The sequence below is a fragment of the Rhizobium sp. CF122 genome, from assembly GCF_000282035.1.
Lineage (GTDB): Bacteria > Pseudomonadota > Alphaproteobacteria > Rhizobiales > Rhizobiaceae > Rhizobium.
Window position 1 is genome coordinate 36,810 of record NZ_AKKA01000086.1, and the last position, 17,025, is coordinate 53,834.

Here is a 17,025-nt window from a genome sequence, read left to right on the forward strand (position 1 = left end):
AATAGAAGTTCACCGCATCGGGCGCTACGTGAGCCTCTAACCTAACGGCACCACGAGCCATGGCTAGCTCGAGCCGCTCCGAACAGACCTGGTCTGAAACCTCCACAAGTGGGCGATTTGAAGCAAGCGTTACGCGATCAGTCTATAGGGCTCTTGGCAGGAACGTTTCCGATCGGTGCGCGTTGATTCTTTTATCTCGCGCTACTTGGCGCGGACAACGTGAGGGAGGTTACTACCATGAAAGTCAGCAATTGCATGACCACGGATGTTCAGATCACCGATCCGGAGCAGACATTGCAGGATGTCGCCTTAATGATGGGACGTCTCGATGCCGGCGTTCTCCCGGTGGGTGACAATGACCGGCTGGTCGGCATGATCACCGATCGCGACATCGCCATTCGTGGCGTGGCAGAGGGTAAAGGGCCGGACGCAAAGGTGCGTGACGTGATGAGCACCGATGTCAAATACTGCTTCGATGACGAAGATATCGAAGATGTCCTTCACAGCATGGGCGATCTTCGAGTGCGGCGCTTGCCGGTACTGAACCGAAGCAAGCGGCTCGTCGGCATCATCTCGCTAGGCGATCTGGCTATGAAGGGCGAGACCATGGAAACAGGCAGGGCACTGAGCGGCATCTCGCAACGCGGCGGTGCACATTCACAGACAGCCCACTGACGGTCCGCGTGGCACCATAGCAAAACTGCCGGCAGGCCCGCGGCCATCTGCTTACCCAATGCTTGCACCATTGCCTTTGGGCGCAAGGCCGCTGCAATGACGCACATAAGGACGCCTGGCACAGCTCTTTTTGTCATGCGTCCAAATGCCAACCGGAAACGACGCTACCGGCTTGACCTGGCGACCAAATGAGAACAAAATAAGAACATTCAATGGAGGTTCTCATGAGCCATACCGAACAGGTTATTGCAAACGCTTTGGCAGTTGTTGCTGCCAGCCGCGCGGAACGTGAACGCGATGCCGAACGCCGTAAGCGCGTTTTTGGCAAGATCGACATCGGCCGCCCGCTGCCTTCGATCAAAGGTCAGCAACTCAGCCTGGACCTGCACTGATGCTGCCCATGACAAAGGAAGACGTCGACTTCGAAGTGCAGGCGGCGCTCGCTTGGCACGACGGCGACGTAAATGCGACCATTGCGACGCTGCTCGAGGACATCAGACATCTGCGTCACCAGCTCGCCTTGACTGAGGGCGTCATCAGCCGTGGCATGACACGTGGCTGGAAACCGGAGTTCGAACGGAAATAGACATGCGTCACCGCCGCGGCATCAATCTGGCGTCGCCTGTAGACTATGCCGTCAATCTAGATCGCGAAACACTCGGGTCATTACCGGAAATGTTCGTGCTCGTGGCCGCCTGTCCTTTATGCCTGAAGAGCACGCCGCTCGATCGATGGGAGCTTGGCAGGCGGATAGGCAAACACATAACCCTTGCCACTTTGGCCAGGAGACTAAAATGCTCCGGCTGCGGGAACCGTGCCGGCAACGGATTGCTTCTAGGGCAGCTGCCGCGAGACTGACTGACAGGGATGAGCAGTCGAACTTCGCGGCCGAAAACGGGGTGGGTTCAAGGATGAAGCAGGTGGAGCCGGATGAAGCCGACAAGATATCGGGAACCGAGACGGTAGGCGCAGGGCTTAACCTGCAACCGTCGAGAACCAGGGCTCAAAACGAGCCACGAGCCCATAGGAGAAGGCCAATGGTCAGCGAAGCAGATCGGAATCCGCGTCAGTCCGAGGCCACCGCTAGCCAGTTTGATCCTCGCTGTGCTTTGTGATCGGCGGCCTGCCTGACGTCGCATGGGTCGCCGTGTTGCCGAAGAATTTGTGCTGTCCCGACGGGCACCTGCAGTTGGAGGCGCGAGGGACAGATCATCTTGCAAGGGGCCTCCTGTCCGCCTGACGTTTTGCACCACCTATGCGCGCCCGTCCTACTCGGGCACACACCAAGACTGCTACCAAATGACTGCGCTGGTTCGTCTTCGACCACGCGCTATTTCTGGTTCTCATCGCAATGATCGCAGCGGGTCACCAGCGTACTCTTGTGCCGGTCGGGCAGCGACGAGGCGCATCAATTTCTACTTGTGGCGATCCAGGACCGTCTTTGAGGAAGGGGAGCAACAAATATGTCAATGACACTCAGAAACATGACTCACGCAGAATGCCTGGAAATGCTCGAAGGCGCGCACTACGGGCATCTGGCCTGTTGCCACGAAGGGCAACCGTACCTCGTCCCCATCTACTTCGCGTTTTACGCAAGAGTAGCCTATAGCTTCTCGATGCCAGGACGCAAAGTCGAATGGATGCGCCGAAACCCGAACGTCTGTCTTCAGGTCGAGGAATGGCCGTCAAAGGGAAGTTGGAAAAGCGTGGTGCTCAATGGCAGGTTTCAGGAACTGCCGGACGACGAGGCCTGGCATGAGGAACGCCTTCATGCCTGGTCCTTGCTGGAAAAGCATCTGAACTGGTGGGAGATCGGATCGCTGAGGCCGAACGAGGCTCCTCCGGCGAGTGTTCCCGCCCATCTCTTCTACGGCATCTATTTGAACGACGTCTCCGGCCGGATTGCCACGCAATTGGAATAGAACCCACCTGGGCGAAGCAACCGGGCCGGGCGCCTGTTGAACTCCTCTGGCCGACGGCGAGATTGTCGAACCTCAACCACCACCGCCGAATTTCCAGTCACGGTCCCAGGCGAACACAGGCCGGTAGTGACGTTCGGCGATGCGCAAGGATCGGCAATACGCCAGAGCTGCTCAGGGCTCGCGCCCAGTTTCACTCATGCTACACGATTGTTGACGCCTTCACCGGCTTGCCACCTATGCCATTGGGCAAGACTTCGGTTCGTCAATAATCGACGGGGTCTCTGATAATGGGGCATGTCATGCAATGGCCGCCGCCACGTCCGCGTCCGAGCTCAGCGCCAGTAATGGTGATGACCTCGATGCCTTCCTTGCGAAGCAAGGTGTTCGTATAGGTGTTGCGGTCATAGGCATAGACGACGCCCGGTGCGGCGCAGACGAGATTGGCGCCGCTGTCCCACTGGGTGCGCTCGCGCACATAGTCGTTGCCACCCGTTTCGACGACCCGCAGCTTTTTGAGTCCCAGGGCGTCACGTACCGTCTCGACAAAGCTACCCTTGTCCTTGTGCAGTTCGACACCGCCCTTGCCGTCCGGCCGGTAAGAAAAGGCATCGATGCCATTGACAATATCGGGATAGAGCAGCACGCAGTCTCGGTCTGCGAAGGTAAACACAGTGTCGAGATGCATGGCGGCGCGCAGCTTCGGCATGGCGGCGACGATCACGCGCTCGGCAGCCCCCTTCTCGAACAGCGCGGCCGCGACCTGGCTGATCGCCTGGCGCGACGTGCGCTCGCTCATGCCGATCAGGACGTTGCCTTTGCCAATGGGCATAACGTCGCCACCTTCGAGCGTGGCAAGGCCCCAGTCCTTGGTCGGATCGCCCCACCAGACGTTGACTTTGCCGGCGAAATCCGGATGGAACTTGTAAATTGCGGTGGTGAGGATGGTTTCTTCGTGACGCGCGGGCCAGTAGAGCGCGTTCAGCGTGACGCCGCCGTAGATCCAGCAGGTCGTGTCACGCGTGTAGAGCGTGTTCGGTAGCGGCGGCAGCAGGTATTCATTGACGCCGGCTGCATCGCGAATAAGAGCCAGCTGCTCGCCACCGATTGCCTCGGGGAACTCGTAGGTCGAGAGACCGCCGATCAGCGTTTCGGCAAGATCACGGTCAGACAGCCCTTCGAGATAGGAGCGCACTTCGTCGAGCAGGCCGAGACCAATCTGGTTGGGGGCGACCTGTTGGTCGAGAATCCACTTCTTGGCTTCGGGCACGGCGACTGTCTGGGCCAGGAGATTGTGCATTTCCACGACCTCGATACCGCGGTCGCGCATCTTATTCATGAAGTCGAAATGGTCGCGCTTGGCATTGTCGACCCAGAGCACATCGTCAAACAGCAGCGCGTCGCAATTGGTCGGTGTCAGCCGCTGGTGGGCACGCCCGGGAGCGCACACCAGCACCTTGCGCAACTGCCCAACTTCGGAATGGACGCCAAGTGCCTGAGGGGTGGAACTTGCAGAAGACATGCCTTTCCTCCTTTTCAGATTGTCAGGTATCCAGTGGCCAAAGCAATGATCGCGACAATGCAACCTATGACGGCTGCGGCGAAGATTACCCAGTCTACGGCCGTGTTGAAGATCTGCTTGCCCTGCTCCCGCCGCGCCCAGAAGTAGAGAACTGTCCCGGGCGCATAGAGAAGAGCCGATAGCAGTACGAACTTCATGCCGCCTGCAACGATCATGAAGATCGTGTAGATGGCGGCAATGCTCGCGATGATAAGATCCCGGTTGCGTTCCGCCGGCCTGACGTCATAGGTCAGTCGCCGCTTCGCCAACAGAAAGCCGAATGCGGCTACAAAAAGATACGGGATTAGCGACATGGCGCTGGTCAGGTTCAGCATGAGCGCGAAGGCATCCCGGGACCAGTAGGTGCTGATGACGAAAAGCTGGACGATGCCATTGGTCAGCCAAAGGGCCGCCGCTGGAACCTTGTTTTGGTTTTCCGTGCCAAACAGACGGGGCATGTCGTTCGTGCGTGCGGCGATGTACAGCACTTCGGCGCACACCAGCGACCAGGCAAGATAGGCACCCAGCACCGAAACGATGACGCCGACGCTGATAAAAACCGCACCCCAGGGGCCGACCACGGCGGAAAGCACGCCCGCCATCGAGGGTTGGCCCATAGCGGCGATCTCGGGGCGCTGGAGCACAGCATAGGGCAGCAGCGTAACGAGGACCATCAGCGCAGACACGCCGATGAAACCCATGATCGTGGCCGTGCCGACGTCGGCGCGCGTCTGCGCGTAACGGGAGTAGTTGCTGGCGCCCTCGATACCGATGAAGACGAACACGGTTGCCAGCATCGTCGCCCGAACCTGCTCCAGGAGCGAGGCTTCGGGCATGCCTTCGCCACCCCAGAAGTTCAGCCGGAACAGGTCAAGCTTGAAAAAGACGAAGAGGATGATGATGAAGGCGATGATCGGCACAACTTTTGCGACCGTCACAACAGTGTTGATGAGGGCCGCCTGCTGAATGCCCTTCAGGATCATGAAGTGGAACAGCCAGATACCAATCGACGCGACGGCGATCGCGACCACCGTGTTGCCGTCGCCGAAGACCGGGAAGAAGCCGCCGAGTGTTGATTTGATCAGGACCCAGTAGGAGACGTTGCCGATGCAGCTGCCAATCCAGTAGCCGAAGGCTGAGAGAAAGCCCGGATAGTCGCCGAAGCCTTCCTTGGCATAGGCATAAACGCCAGCATCAAGGTCGGGCTTGCGTTCGGCAAGTGCCTGGAAAACACGCGCCAGCATGTACATGCCACCACCGGCAATGCACCAGGCGATGATCGCGCCGAAAGGACCCGTTGCCATACCAAAGGTACGTGGCAGAGAGAAAATTCCGGCTCCTACCATAGAGCCGACCACCATTGCGGTGAGAGAGAATAGTGAGAACTTCTGCTGCGAGTCTGCCATTTGAGAAAAACCTCTCAGTTCAAGCATTATCTCTGTTCAGCTGTCAGTTTGATGTAAGGCTTTTGCATCCTTTGCAGGGCCGCGGTTTTGCCCTTAAGGGTTGTCTCAGGCTATATGCTAATTCCCCCGTTTGCAATTTCGAATATAGCCGCGGCTGCACTTAGAAATAGCAGAGCGAAAGCGGCCTTTTCCCAACGGTTAAAGACTCCCTTGCGTTGCTCCCTTCTCGCCAAGGCAAAAAGAACCGTACCGGGACAATAGAGAAGAGTGGTGAGAAGCAGATGCTTCGCGCCAGCTGCATAGATCAGACCACTCGTGTAGATCAGTGCCAGCAACGATTGCATAAATTCTGTTCGACTGGGCCTTCGTGCTATTTCTTTGAAAGGTATCTGACTCCAACTGAGTTTGACGCCATAGGCTGCAACAAAAAAATACGGGATCAATATCATTGAACTCGTCATCGCTACCGCCAATGTGAAGGCGTATTGCGTGAAAAGCGTAACGATAAGAAATAGCTGAACCAGAATATTTGTTAGCCAAAGCGCATTGGCAGGCACCCCCCGACTGTTTTCTCTTGAAAGAAAACGAGGCATCGTCTCGTATTTTGACGCGGAGTATAAAATCTCTGCGGCGAGCAGAACCCAGGCGAGATATGCGCCAGCGACAGAGATGATCAACCCCAGGCTGACGAACACGGCGCCCCACGGGCCAACTGCCGCTGCAAGGACACCTGCCATGGAGGGATTGCGAAGTTGGCCAAGCTCAGCGGGCGATAATATGCCGTACGACAGCAATGTGACGGCTAGCATCAAGCCCAAGACAAGCAGAAATCCGCCTACCGTGGCGATCCCGACGTCTGACCTGCTCTTGGCATATCGCGAATAAACGCTTGCACCCTCGATGCCGACGAAGACGAATACTGTGACCAGCATGGTGCTGCGCACTTGTTCAGCGATTGCAGTAAAGGTGTGATCACCACTTCCCCAAAATCCGCTGCTGAAGGCCTCCCATTTGAAGGCGAGGAGCACCAGGACGATGAAAACCATGATTGGAATGAGCTTTGCGGCTGTTACGACAGCGTTTAAAGCTGCAGCTTGGCGAATGCCTTGAAGAATGAGCCAGTGCATTCCCCAGAGCAGGCATGAAGAGGTCGCTACTGCAATGACCGTATTTCCATCTCCGAAAATTGGAAAGAACAACCCGAGGGTCGATTTTATGAGAACAAAATACGATACGTTCCCTAAAAGAGCAGCACTCCAATAACCGAGCGCCGACAAGAAGCCGGCGTAGTTGCCAAATCCCTCCTTGGCGTAAGCATATATACCCGCGTCAAGATCCGGTCGCCGCTCTGAAAGGGTTTGGAACACGAAAGCGACCATCAGCATCCCGACACCGGCAATTGTCCAAGCAATCATCGCGCCCAGCGGTCCGGTCGCTCTGCCGAAGGCTTGAGGCAGGGAGAAAATTCCCGCGCCGACCATGGAACCAACCACGATTCCCATCAGTGTCCAGGCGGAAAACTTGGTCTCATGAGAAGAACTGGACATGCTTGCTCCAATGAGAACACAAGGGGCAAAACGCCTTCAACTGGCGACTAGCCGCGCCGGCGCCGGTTGCGGCAACCAGAGGGACCACTGCGCACCTGGTTGCCGTTCGCAAAGCCATTTTATCCATCAGTCGCCGAACCAGGCCCTGAGGCTCTATTTCTGCGTGTATGCATATTGCGCGGTACCTAAAAAAATCAAATGCGTTGTCAGACAGTTCTTTGACAATCCTTCAGATCAGGTGTCGCCGCACCATGTGTTCCAATCAGTCGCAGCCGGTTGGCCTTTGCTCTGCTACCGCCCCAACAGGCCTCGGCCGTATTTTTCTGGACGAGGATACCACTCGACGCGGAATGGACAGGGATGCCGAGTTAATGGTACTGAATGCCAACAGCCAATAGTGATTTCGTTTTCCGAAACTGACCTGCGAGTAAGCCGCTTTCCGGGGACGAGACGACATGATCGCCGTGCTATTGAGTTTGCGTTACGTGATGGCGCTGGCATCTGTCGGTGTCATCGCGGCGTCTTTCCTGATGTTCTGGGAAGGCCTTCTCACAATCTGGGACGCGTTCGCTTACATCCGAACTGATCCAGACCAAGCCGTCGTTACTGCAGTCCTGCAGGGTACGGACAAGCTGTTGTTCGGTATCGTGCTGGTAATTTTCGGCTGCGCGATCACGGTAGGATTCGTGATTGACCCGTCTTCGCCCTGGCGAAAGAAATTGCCGGAATGGATGGTGATTGAAGGCATCGCCGAGCTTAAGAATCTTTTCTTTCAGATGATTATTCTCTATCTCGTCGTCCACTTCGTGACGTTGGTTGCGGAGACCGCCGATACCATGCCGCAATGGAACGCGCTGGTCTTGCCTGTCGCTATTGTCTTATTGGCCGCAGCAATGAAAATAATCGCGACCGTTTCCTCGCACCCGCGTCCCGCCGCGGTTAAGACAGATGCGGCGAGCGGCGATGTCACATCACGTTCTTAAGGTCGCCTTTCAGTCATTCCTTATCGCGCCGGGATGACGGACTGTTGGCGAAAACGGACTGCGGGTTCGCCGTCACGCCTGCTCGGCTTAAACACATCCGTATCGAGCACGCGCCATCAGAGCCAATCGCTGTGAGCTTTCATCGGAGGAGCAAGTCCGGCGGGCGGCTCGATCACCCAATCAATCGATCAAGACCGGCCACTGTCCTCGACGGCGGTTGGCGCCTCGTCCGGCATCGTTGTGACCTGGAGTTCTTCTGTTGCTCTCAGATCCAGCGTTCCCCAGATCGATGGTTTCTGGTTGCCAGACTTTGGCTTTCGGGACGGCTTGATTTCGACGGTGAACGGCTTTGTCTGTTTGCGCATGGATCCTCCGGGCGACGAATCGCGACCCGACGATATCTTCTGCATTGGGCTCTTCCGCATATTTGGTGCAAGAGGATTCACGTATGGCGCGAATACGGTCATAGATTCGGAATCGTAGTCTATGCAGTGATTTGCTCGTGCTTGAATTTTTCAACTCGTTGCTTCCAGAGAATTTCGAGGTCGTGGAGGTCGATCGCCAAGGTGGGACAGTCGTCATTTCGGCACGGTCGATTTCGACCTCTTCCAATTGCCCCACTTGCGGCCAGTCCAGCGGTCGCGTTCACAGTCACGACATGCGCCAGATCGCCGATCTGCCATGTCAGGATCAAGCTACAGAGATCCGACTTCGCGCCCGGCGTTTTCGTTGTGTCGATAGACAATGCGTCACGCGTATATTCACCGAACGATTTCCGGGATCGGTTTCGGCAAAAGCCCGTCGAACCAATCGCCTCAGCACGGCGCAAATAGCGATCGGTTTTACCACAGGCGGCGAGCGCCGTGGGTGGTCTCTTCATCGTAATGAAACCCACCACCTATTCACACATACGGGCTATCCGCATGGCTATTTTGGCCGATATTCAAACTCAAATTTTCCACGGTAGCTCATGAATTTACAAGGATTCTCCATCGATTCTGGCCGATCATCTGGCCGATGTCTTCGCGAGCGCGGCTGATCATCGCAACATGGTCCGCTTAATCACCAAAATTATCAGAAAGAGTATGGACGACGATGTCCCGTCAGTCTGGCGGTCAATTCCGCGAACTTCTGTCGCGCCACCATGATGTCTGTCCTTTTCGTCGCCTTGAAGGGAATCGAACCACTGGGCATCCTGTTTAGATGGGCTAACGCCTTGAATATACTGCAAGGCTCGATAAGTTGAATGCCGAGCCGCAAGGCACTACTTCGCGAACTCGCGATACAGCTCGACCGTCGGTGCGTGTGCATCGATCGTGTCGGCGACCTTGGCTGCCATCGGCAGGTTCTTCTTTTCCGCGTCCCATACCGCCCTAAAACGTTCAACCGCCTCGCGCGCGGTGTCGATCACCAGCTTCTCGGAAAGCTCCGCTTTCGCAGCCAGATGCGCCAGCTCGTCCTTCGACAGCGCCGCCATCTTTTTTGTCCGGGAGAAATTGAACGCCGCCGTATCTTCCCCCTCGATGTATGGGATAGTCGACAACAGGTCATACGCTGGCGAGAGCGCAGGGGTGCGGCGATCAGGATAGATGAGCGACCAGTTCTTCAGGTGCATGTCGCCATTGCCGACCAGTGTGCTGAAGACTAGACGCCGGATGAATTCCGCCACGTCGGCCGTGCTGGTTTCGATCCCCAGCACGCGGCCGATCATCCGGTAATTGCCCTTATCGTATTTATGGTCGGGAAAAACGCCGAAGACTTGCGCAAAATCCTCGATATGCACCGGTCCCTCCGGCGTGCGGTCAAAACGCTTGATCGCCAGCGCCTGCCCGCGCAGCTCGCCCACCCCCTGCGGCAGGCCGCTCACGGCATCGAGATCAACCAGCTGGATCTCGGGCACGTCCATGCCCATCATGCGGGCGACAGTCATCATCGCGAACTCGTTCTCGGGCACGCCGCTATATTGCTGAGAGGGCAGCTTTACGATCCACGAGCCACCGGTGCCCTCGGCCGAAATGGTCAAGCCCCCGCCCTTTTTGTTGTTCTTAAAGGCCGAGAATTTCAGCTGCACACCCGCCAACGAAAAGCGTAGCGCGCTCGGCCGAGCTTCGACGATAGCCCGCTCGTCATCCGGAGGCGCGTCATCCCCTTCGGAGGAATGCACCGTCACAGCCCCAGGCAGATCGCGGCCGAGCATCCAGAGCAGGAAGAATTCCCGCGACGGCTTCACACCCGCACGACCAGCGAGGTATTTGCGCAGCGGTCCTTCCGGCAGTAGGTTCGAGAAGAAGGGCGGGACCACCATGTTGTACGGCCTGAACTTCGTGATGGGCGCCCCGAACGGGTCTTTCAGAGACAGGCTAAGCGTCGGCCGCTTTTCGTCTTCGATATAAGCATCGTTGAACGCGAAGATAGTGCGCCCATCCTGCAGGTTTGTAAGGGTCGCTATCGGTTGCCCATACAGTCTGACATCGAGGACCGTGACCTTAGGCATTATCGTCTTCCTCATCCAGCGCATAGGCCGAGCGAGGGAGCGCGTCGTCACGGTCGCGGTGCACCGCGGCGTTGCGGAGGTGTCTTACTGCATGTGCGGTCCTGCTCAGTTCCTGACGGGACGGAGGATCAGCCAGCCACCGGTCGAGGCGTGCAGTCGCCTCTTTGAATGTGTCCATCTCCTCGGCCGACAGAGGAAGATGCCTTAAGAGCGCGAGACTATCTTTGAATGTATCTGCCTCGGAAGCACTACCGAACGCGCCCCTGTGCTCCGCAAACCACCGCTCGAGGCGCCCCACCAGCTTGCGCTGGTTGGATGTCGGAACATCACTCGATGCCGGTGCGCTATCGAGGATGTTGCGTATCGCCGGCATCAGTTTTTTCGGGGCAAGGACGATCTCGAGGTCGAGCGCGCGCGCCACATCCACTAGGCTGCCAAGTCCGGGCTCCATGGTGCCCCGTTCTATCTGAGAAATATGGCTTTGCGTCAGGCCCGATCGTGCGCTCAGCTCGCGCTGGCTCATTTTCTGTGCTTCGCGCGCGGCGCGCAGCCGCTGCGTTATATGCTCCGTTTTATACGCCATATCATTATCCTGTATCGCGTTATGCGAACCATACAGGATAATATATAGCGAATTCCACATGATGATGCAATGTTGATATATAACACAGTATCAATGCGAGAATACTAATGCAATCATATATCATGTTCCAGTGTTAGGACCCACGATTCCCCGTCAGCTGCTATAGCCATCCTCGAGGCCACGCACGGCCATGTGGATCTTAGTGCTTAAGCCGCCGCGAGAGCGGCCAAGGGCCTGATCTTCAGCCCCTTTTTGCCCAAGCAGCATGCTGAGGGCGCGGATGACGGTGGAATCGACGATCAGGTATTCGAAGTCCGGGTCGCCTAACATCGTCGTGAATATGCGCCGCCAGATGCCCTTATGGCTCCAACGGCTGAAACGGCAAAAGACGCTGTTTTCGCCGAACACCTCCGGCAGATCGCGCCAGGGCGAGCCGGTACGCACAATCCACCGCACCGTTTCCACAAACATGCGGTTGTCGCGGCCGGACGATGCGCGTGTGCGCTCGTCACCAATGATGTGCGCCGATATCCGCTCCCACTGCTCGTCCCCAAGAATCGGACGGTCCAGAACGCCCAGGACTGCCTCCAAACGACAGTCATTCCGCCGCAACGACTTCCAACCGCCTGCCCGTACCGACCTCGTCCAGATTATGGACTCGCACTGTAGGGCAGACCTTCCGGGCAATCTCCGTCAAGTGCCGGTGATGTGTGAAGTAAATCACCTGTCCGTGCTGAGCCATCTCAGCGAATAATTTGAAGGCCTCCTCGGCGCGGAAGTCATCAAACGTCTCCATAATGTCGTCGGCAAGAAAAGGCACTGAGCCGCGACTGGTGACGAACTCGTGGTAACCTGCCACCCGCAGCGCGAGATAAAGCTGGAAACGGGCGCCCTTCGAAAGCTCGTTCGCCGCCTTCGATCCGCCACCGGCCGCGACGGCGATCAATACTTCAGCGTCCTTTCCCGGCTGAGCGGCGACGCCCTCGTAGGCGCCTCGGCTGATGGTCCTGAACGCCGACGACGCGCGCGCCATCATCCCGCTGCGATGCCTGTCCCTGTATATTCGAAGTGCGTGTTCGGCCGCCGCCACGCCGGCTCTAATCTCCATGTAGCGCCCGGCGCTTTCCGTGATCTCGAGCAGCAGGGTGCGCCGTTGCTCCTCGATTTCAGCGACCTTGGAGTCCCCTCCCACGGCGTCGAGCGCGTCCTCGGCTTTGGATTTCGAATGATAGAGGTCGTGGCATCTGGCTTCTTGATCTTCGACGAGCGGTTTCAGCGTAGCGAGCTCTCTTTCCAGCTCGGTCCTATCGCTCGCGGATAAAAGGCTTTCGACCGCCAGTATGTCCGAGGCGCCGGTCATCTCGACGAGCTGGTGCTCGAGGTCGAGTATCGCATCTTGCAACTCACGCCGCTGGGTCACGATCTCCAACGAGGACTCGACTTCGTCGAGGGTCGTCACCCGGAAATGATCCAGCATCGCACGTTGGCGGATGGCGGACACCTCACGCGACGAGGACAGCGCGCGTTCTTCCGCCCGCAGAGATTTGAGGTCTTCCTGAAGCTTCTCTCGGCGATCTTGGTCGAGGCCGGCCGTCTTCACCCGTTCCGCGATCGCATGGAAGAGTTCGCCCGGCGGTCCGTGGCAAGGTATCCCGAGGATGCCGCAGACGCGATGAACATCCTCCTCGAATAGCGCCTGGTCCTTTTCCATCTTCTGGATACGGTCAAGGTATCCTTCCCTGGCATCGATCGCGGTAGCCAATAGGTCGAGAATCTCCAGGATTTCCGTTACCGACTCCGGTCCCGGAACACTGTCCAGCTCGTCCAGCCAGCAATCCCCGCACAGCGACTTCCAGGTCGCAACCCAGCTCGACGCTGCCGCCTGCGCCTTGTCCGCCGCCTCGCGTCGCTCGGACTCCTCCTTTTCGAGGCGGGCAAGCTGCTGCACCGTGCTATCGTACGCGTTGTAGTCGTCCAGCACGTTTTCGCAGGCGGCGATCAACACTCCCATTTCGGCGTCCGGATCGAAGGACACTCCTGCTCGTCTCATCGCGTCGGTCAAGAGACGCCTTGACCGGTTCAGCCTGTCTCTTGTCTCTGCAAGTTCCATCTCGATGGCTTGCACTTCCCCATGTGATCTTAAAGCGTCCTCGCGGCGCTGGAGCCATTCCGAGAACTCCGACGGCTCCATGGCTGCGCCAGAGGCAAAAGAAGCCGTGTACTCGCCGATCTCCGCCTTAATCTTCTCCAGTTCGGTCGACGCTTGCTGCAGTCGGTTGCGACAGGTGTCGATTTCCGCGCCGACGGCGGCCCGTCGATGGCCGAGCTGATGGAGCTTGCCTACTTCGGCGAAATACAGCAGTCGCCGTGACGTCAGATGGTCGTCCGTCTTCATAGCGGCTTCGAAGGCGTCGGCCGAGGCGGCGTCCAGACTGTTTCGATGAGCCGTCCAAGCTTCGTTGCGTTCTGCCCTCGCTGCAGAGGCGGCTGACTCGTCGATGTCACCTGCCTGCCCTCGAACCGCACCTGTTTCGGCGTCGAGCTTCCTCGCCTCAGCTTCCAGACGGTCGAGATCGACGTTCGACGCGCGTACCACTTCTTCTGCCTGCTTGTGCCGGCTCTTCCAACTCTCGATCTTGGAGCCCGTCGGGCACGCAAACGCGGCAAGCTCTTCACCCGAGCCGCGCCAAGGCAAGAGCCTGGCCAGGGTTTGGGTAAAGGTGGCAGAGGTCTGTTCACGGCGTCTCATCAGAGAACGCAGCCCCAACTCTTCGTCTGAGCGCGGTATCGTTCTTATCATCGTCGCGAGCTGCTCGAACGCCTTTATCTTTTCCGGCGTGAGTTCTGCAAACCCGCCGAGGTTCGCGCGCTGTTCACACAACAGGCGGGCGACCTTGGCAAGCTCCTGCGAGGCAGTGACCGCATTGGCGTCGACCCCTGACTTCGATCCGATCAGCCCGCGTAGCTTTCCAACATGGGCGGCATCGAGGACCAATCTCGCAGGGGATGCTTCACCCGGCTTGCCAAGCCGGAGGAGCAGCGCGTCGATCGAGAGGTCGGCGGCCTTTGCGGATATCCTTGGAATGTCCAGTTGCGCGGTCATGTAACGCGCCCGCAAGTTTGAAAGCTCGTCCATGCGGGACGACATGCGTAATGCTGCGTCATCTACGACGAGACCAACTATCCGATCTTCGAGTTCGAAAATCGCGCGCTCAAGGCCGCGACTTTTTACGTCGTACTCGATCTCGGCCTTTCGGAGTTCCGGCAGTTCCCGCCCCCAGCTCTCCGGCGCCTCGGGCATCTCCACAAGAGCGGCCAAGCGTTCCTTGGCGGCAGCAAGACGGGTCATAGGTGGGAGCGCCCCAAGGATACGTCTGATCTCGTCTATGCGGCCCTGCGTTCCGGCTCGTTCGGCTACAGCTTCGTCGTAACGTCGGGCGAATGAGACCTTCTCGCCCACGAGGCGAGCATAATCGCTTGCCTGCACGTCGAGCGCCTCACGCTCGGTCTTGAGCGAGATCAGCTTTGCTTTGAGGTCAGACAACACGCCGCTTCGCGCGCGGTACTTGTAGAAGCCGTCCGCTTCGGTTCGGATCGACAGCAGCTCCCGGCTGAGCTCAGACAAACCAGCGCTGGCCGAGAATAAAAGCTGGCCAAGATCGCCCTTGCTCGCCAGGATCCCCTCGCCGCCTTTCTCCAGTGTCTCGTCGTCCAAGGAAAACATCGTGCTGAAGGCGTCGCGATCGATGCCGCCTAGGTCAGCCTTGATGAGCGTTTCCGCCAGAGGCCGATCCTCGCTGTCAAGCAAGCTGTTCTGGGGCCGCTTGATGCGTACAAACTCCCGATCGATCCCCGCTACGGTGACGTTCGCGCCTATCCGCATTGTCGGGTAGGGATGCAGGAAGCCGTACCGGCTCGTGGTTCCTATCCCGAATATCAGATCGAGAATGGCGTCCAGGGATGTCGATTTGCCGGCTTCGTTCGGGCCGTAGACGACATGCAGGTCAGGCGACCCGAGCGGCTTGTCGCCGAAATCGAGCACCCCGTCGGTGAACTTTCCATATCGGGTGAGATCGAGGCGGTTCAGGCGCATCTACTCGGCCTCGCGCGTTCTCAGGCGGGCCAGCACGCTCGCCGACCCCTCCCGGCCGAAGTTGGTCAGCATGTTCTCGAAGGCGTCCCGATCGGCCCCAAAGATGTCGCGAAGCTCCGAGGGTAATTGACCTCTAAGTTCCTCCGCGATCTCGCGCAACTCGGCGCGGTATCCCGTCGAACCGTCGACTTCCTGCTTGATAATTGTTGCGAGCTCTGCGAGTGCATCGGACGACACGCCATCGGCGTCCCCCGCTGGGGAAGTTGCGACCTGCACCTTATCTATCCACGTCTTGCCAATGATCGATCCACGCGTCTCCATTTCGGTCCGTAGCAGGTCCGTATCCCGCCGCATCCGCCAGGAAAGCACGCTGGTTCCAGTGAGATGGATGCGTGCGACCAGATGGTCAGCGGAAACTGTTCCACGCATCCGCTCCAGTTCTACATTAATTCTCTCGACCAAGTCCTTCCATTCGTTGACACCAGTGACATTAACGACGAGCCTCTCGAACTGGGCGACGCACGTCTGACGCTCCTCGATTTCGATGGAGCGGTCGTCCCTTATTGTCACCAGGGAGATGGATTTCGGACCATCTTCATTGATGTCCCTTCCCTGCGGCATGCCAGGCATGACAATCGCTGATGATGGATCCTCTACGATCGACCGCTTGTGAATGTGGCCAAGCGCCCAATAGCGGAAACCACTCTGCTGAAGATCGGCGACGCTGCATGGAGCATAAGGATCATGCTTCTCGGATCCGCCGAGGCTTGTATGCATGACACCGATGTTGACCGTATCGGGCAGCGGAATGGCGTAGTGCCGCAGCAGACTTTCAGGCGCGTGCGGCTTGGCGAAACTGAGACCGTGAATTGCGACCGGAAACTCGCCAGGAGCACGATCTATCGCTACGACTTCTGCAACCGCTCCGAAAACCTTCACGCTGTCGGGCATCACCAGTTCCGTCGTGATTTTCGACAGGGCGTCGTGATTGCCCCGGATGAGGAAGGTTCTGATCCCGGCCTCATGCAGTCGACGGAGCTGCTCCGCTAGGAAGCGTGCCGTCTTCATGGACGTCTGATCGCCGTCATATAAATCGCCCGCCAGCACAAGCGCGTCGACTCGTTCTTCAAGGCAGAGATCGATGATCCGTACGAACGCACGCCTCGTCGCTAATCCAATAAGCTCGGATAGTTCGGGATTACGCAGCGCGAGCGTTCTCAACGGCGAGTCGAGGTGAATGTCAGCCGTGTGCAGGAAGCGATAGGTCAAGTGGGAACCTCATCCATTGCGCCCGATTGATAAGGCAACGCTGGGATTCGCGCCAGAACATATTCGCGTTTTGTTCTCTTCTCCACAGCATAGTTGCTCGACACAAACCCGACCGTGGCGAGCGTCGGTGTCCGGTCGTCGTCCCAGTCCCCATGGCTTTGCCGGGGGTCAGGAACCATCCTTGTCTCATTCGAGTTTTCAATAATGTCAGAGCATTCGGTTTTGAGAGAACTGGATCCCGCGGGGTGTTCCTGCGGAAATTTCGACGAGAAAGGCGATGGATTTTCAAGAAACGGTCAATGCTACCGGATATTGGCTGCAAACCGTCGTTTTGAACGAGTGGACGGTCTATCAGGCCGTCGTGGTTGCAGCGGGTTACCTGTTTTGCGGTTTCCTGGCAAAACGGATAGAGCCAGCATTGGAGACCCGCGCGCGCACCATCAAAGGAAACCCCGATCTGCTCCGCGTCATCATCGCCTTCATGAGGCGGCTGCG

Annotated in this window: 14 protein-coding genes and 2 pseudogenes; 7 read left to right on the plus strand and 9 right to left on the minus strand. The window is 57.9% G+C overall.

Features of this window, described 5'->3' with window-relative positions; translation table 11 throughout:
- Window positions 1–237 precede the first annotated feature (237 nt).
- The 4 genes from PMI09_RS22255 (at window position 238) to PMI09_RS22275 (ending at window position 2,597) form a co-directional block, all read left to right on the plus strand.
- Window positions 238–675 (plus strand): CBS domain-containing protein, encoded by a 438-nt coding sequence (locus PMI09_RS22255; protein ID WP_007799733.1) that lies wholly within the window; start codon window positions 238–240, stop codon window positions 673–675.
- 224 nt (window positions 676–899) lie between these two features.
- Complete coding sequence (locus PMI09_RS31785; RefSeq protein ID WP_007799735.1) at window positions 900–1,067, plus strand: hypothetical protein; 168 nt, start codon at window positions 900–902, stop codon at window positions 1,065–1,067.
- Window positions 1,067–1,261, plus strand: a complete 195-nt coding sequence (locus tag PMI09_RS22265; protein WP_007799737.1) for a CUE domain-containing protein — start codon at window positions 1,067–1,069, stop codon at window positions 1,259–1,261. Before PMI09_RS31785 ends, PMI09_RS22265 begins: the two co-directional genes overlap by 1 nt.
- An 877-nt stretch (window positions 1,262–2,138) precedes the next feature.
- A complete protein-coding gene (locus tag PMI09_RS22275; protein ID WP_007799742.1) occupies window positions 2,139–2,597 on the plus strand; it encodes a pyridoxamine 5'-phosphate oxidase family protein in 459 nt (152 codons plus the stop codon).
- 262 nt (window positions 2,598–2,859) lie between these two features.
- Here PMI09_RS22275 and arcA read toward each other — a convergent pair whose 3' ends face one another.
- The 3 genes from arcA to PMI09_RS22290 all read right to left on the minus strand — a co-directional run bounded on the left by arcA (window position 2,860) and on the right by PMI09_RS22290 (window position 7,108).
- Entirely contained in the window at window positions 2,860–4,116 is a 1,257-nt protein-coding gene (arcA, locus tag PMI09_RS22280) for an arginine deiminase (RefSeq protein ID WP_007799745.1), read from the minus strand.
- Between the two features lie 14 nt (window positions 4,117–4,130).
- A complete protein-coding gene (locus tag PMI09_RS22285) occupies window positions 4,131–5,561 on the minus strand; it encodes a basic amino acid/polyamine antiporter (RefSeq protein ID WP_007799747.1) in 1,431 nt (476 codons plus the stop codon).
- A 110-nt stretch (window positions 5,562–5,671) separates the two neighbouring features.
- Window positions 5,672–7,108 (minus strand): basic amino acid/polyamine antiporter, encoded by a 1,437-nt coding sequence (locus PMI09_RS22290; protein WP_007799749.1) that lies wholly within the window; start codon window positions 7,106–7,108, stop codon window positions 5,672–5,674.
- 455 nt (window positions 7,109–7,563) lie between these two features.
- Here PMI09_RS22290 and PMI09_RS22295 point away from each other — a divergent pair, with 455 nt between their 5' ends.
- On the plus strand, window positions 7,564–8,091 hold the full coding sequence (locus tag PMI09_RS22295) for a YqhA family protein (protein WP_007799751.1): 528 nt from the start codon (window positions 7,564–7,566) through the stop codon (window positions 8,089–8,091).
- Window positions 8,092–8,279: 188 nt separating this feature from the next.
- On the opposite strand, the gene PMI09_RS31790 is transcribed toward PMI09_RS22295, so the two are convergent.
- Window positions 8,280–8,456, minus strand: a complete 177-nt coding sequence (locus PMI09_RS31790) for a hypothetical protein (RefSeq protein ID WP_007799754.1) — start codon at window positions 8,454–8,456, stop codon at window positions 8,280–8,282.
- Window positions 8,457–8,749: 293 nt separating this feature from the next.
- On the opposite strand from PMI09_RS31790, the gene PMI09_RS32860 reads away from it, so the two are divergent.
- Entirely contained in the window at window positions 8,750–9,058 is a 309-nt protein-coding gene (locus PMI09_RS32860; RefSeq protein ID WP_443216198.1) for a hypothetical protein, read from the plus strand.
- 297 nt (window positions 9,059–9,355) lie between these two features.
- On the opposite strand, the gene PMI09_RS22310 is transcribed toward PMI09_RS32860, so the two are convergent.
- The 5 genes and pseudogenes from PMI09_RS22310 to PMI09_RS22330 form a co-directional block, all read right to left on the minus strand.
- Entirely contained in the window at window positions 9,356–10,585 is a 1,230-nt protein-coding gene (locus PMI09_RS22310; RefSeq protein ID WP_007799756.1) for a type II toxin-antitoxin system HipA family toxin, read from the minus strand.
- Window positions 10,578–11,168 (minus strand): helix-turn-helix domain-containing protein, encoded by a 591-nt coding sequence (locus tag PMI09_RS22315; RefSeq protein WP_007799759.1) that lies wholly within the window; start codon window positions 11,166–11,168, stop codon window positions 10,578–10,580. The genes PMI09_RS22310 and PMI09_RS22315 overlap by 8 nt, the downstream gene beginning before the upstream one ends.
- A gap of 174 nt (window positions 11,169–11,342) precedes the next feature.
- Window positions 11,343–11,747 (minus strand): annotated as a pseudogene (locus tag PMI09_RS22320) (IS5 family transposase); the annotation flags it as partial.
- Window positions 11,748–11,766: 19 nt separating this feature from the next.
- Window positions 11,767–15,261, minus strand: a complete 3,495-nt coding sequence (locus PMI09_RS22325; protein ID WP_007799763.1) for an AAA family ATPase — start codon at window positions 15,259–15,261, stop codon at window positions 11,767–11,769.
- Window positions 15,262–16,530 carry a metallophosphoesterase family protein gene (locus PMI09_RS22330; RefSeq protein ID WP_007799765.1) on the minus strand — a complete coding sequence of 423 codons (1,269 nt, stop codon included), beginning with the start codon at window positions 16,528–16,530 and terminating at the stop codon, window positions 15,262–15,264. It lies immediately after the preceding gene.
- 277 nt (window positions 16,531–16,807) lie between these two features.
- Between PMI09_RS22330 and PMI09_RS22335 the strand changes: the two are divergent.
- Window positions 16,808–17,025 (plus strand): annotated as a pseudogene (locus PMI09_RS22335) (mechanosensitive ion channel family protein); the annotation flags it as partial.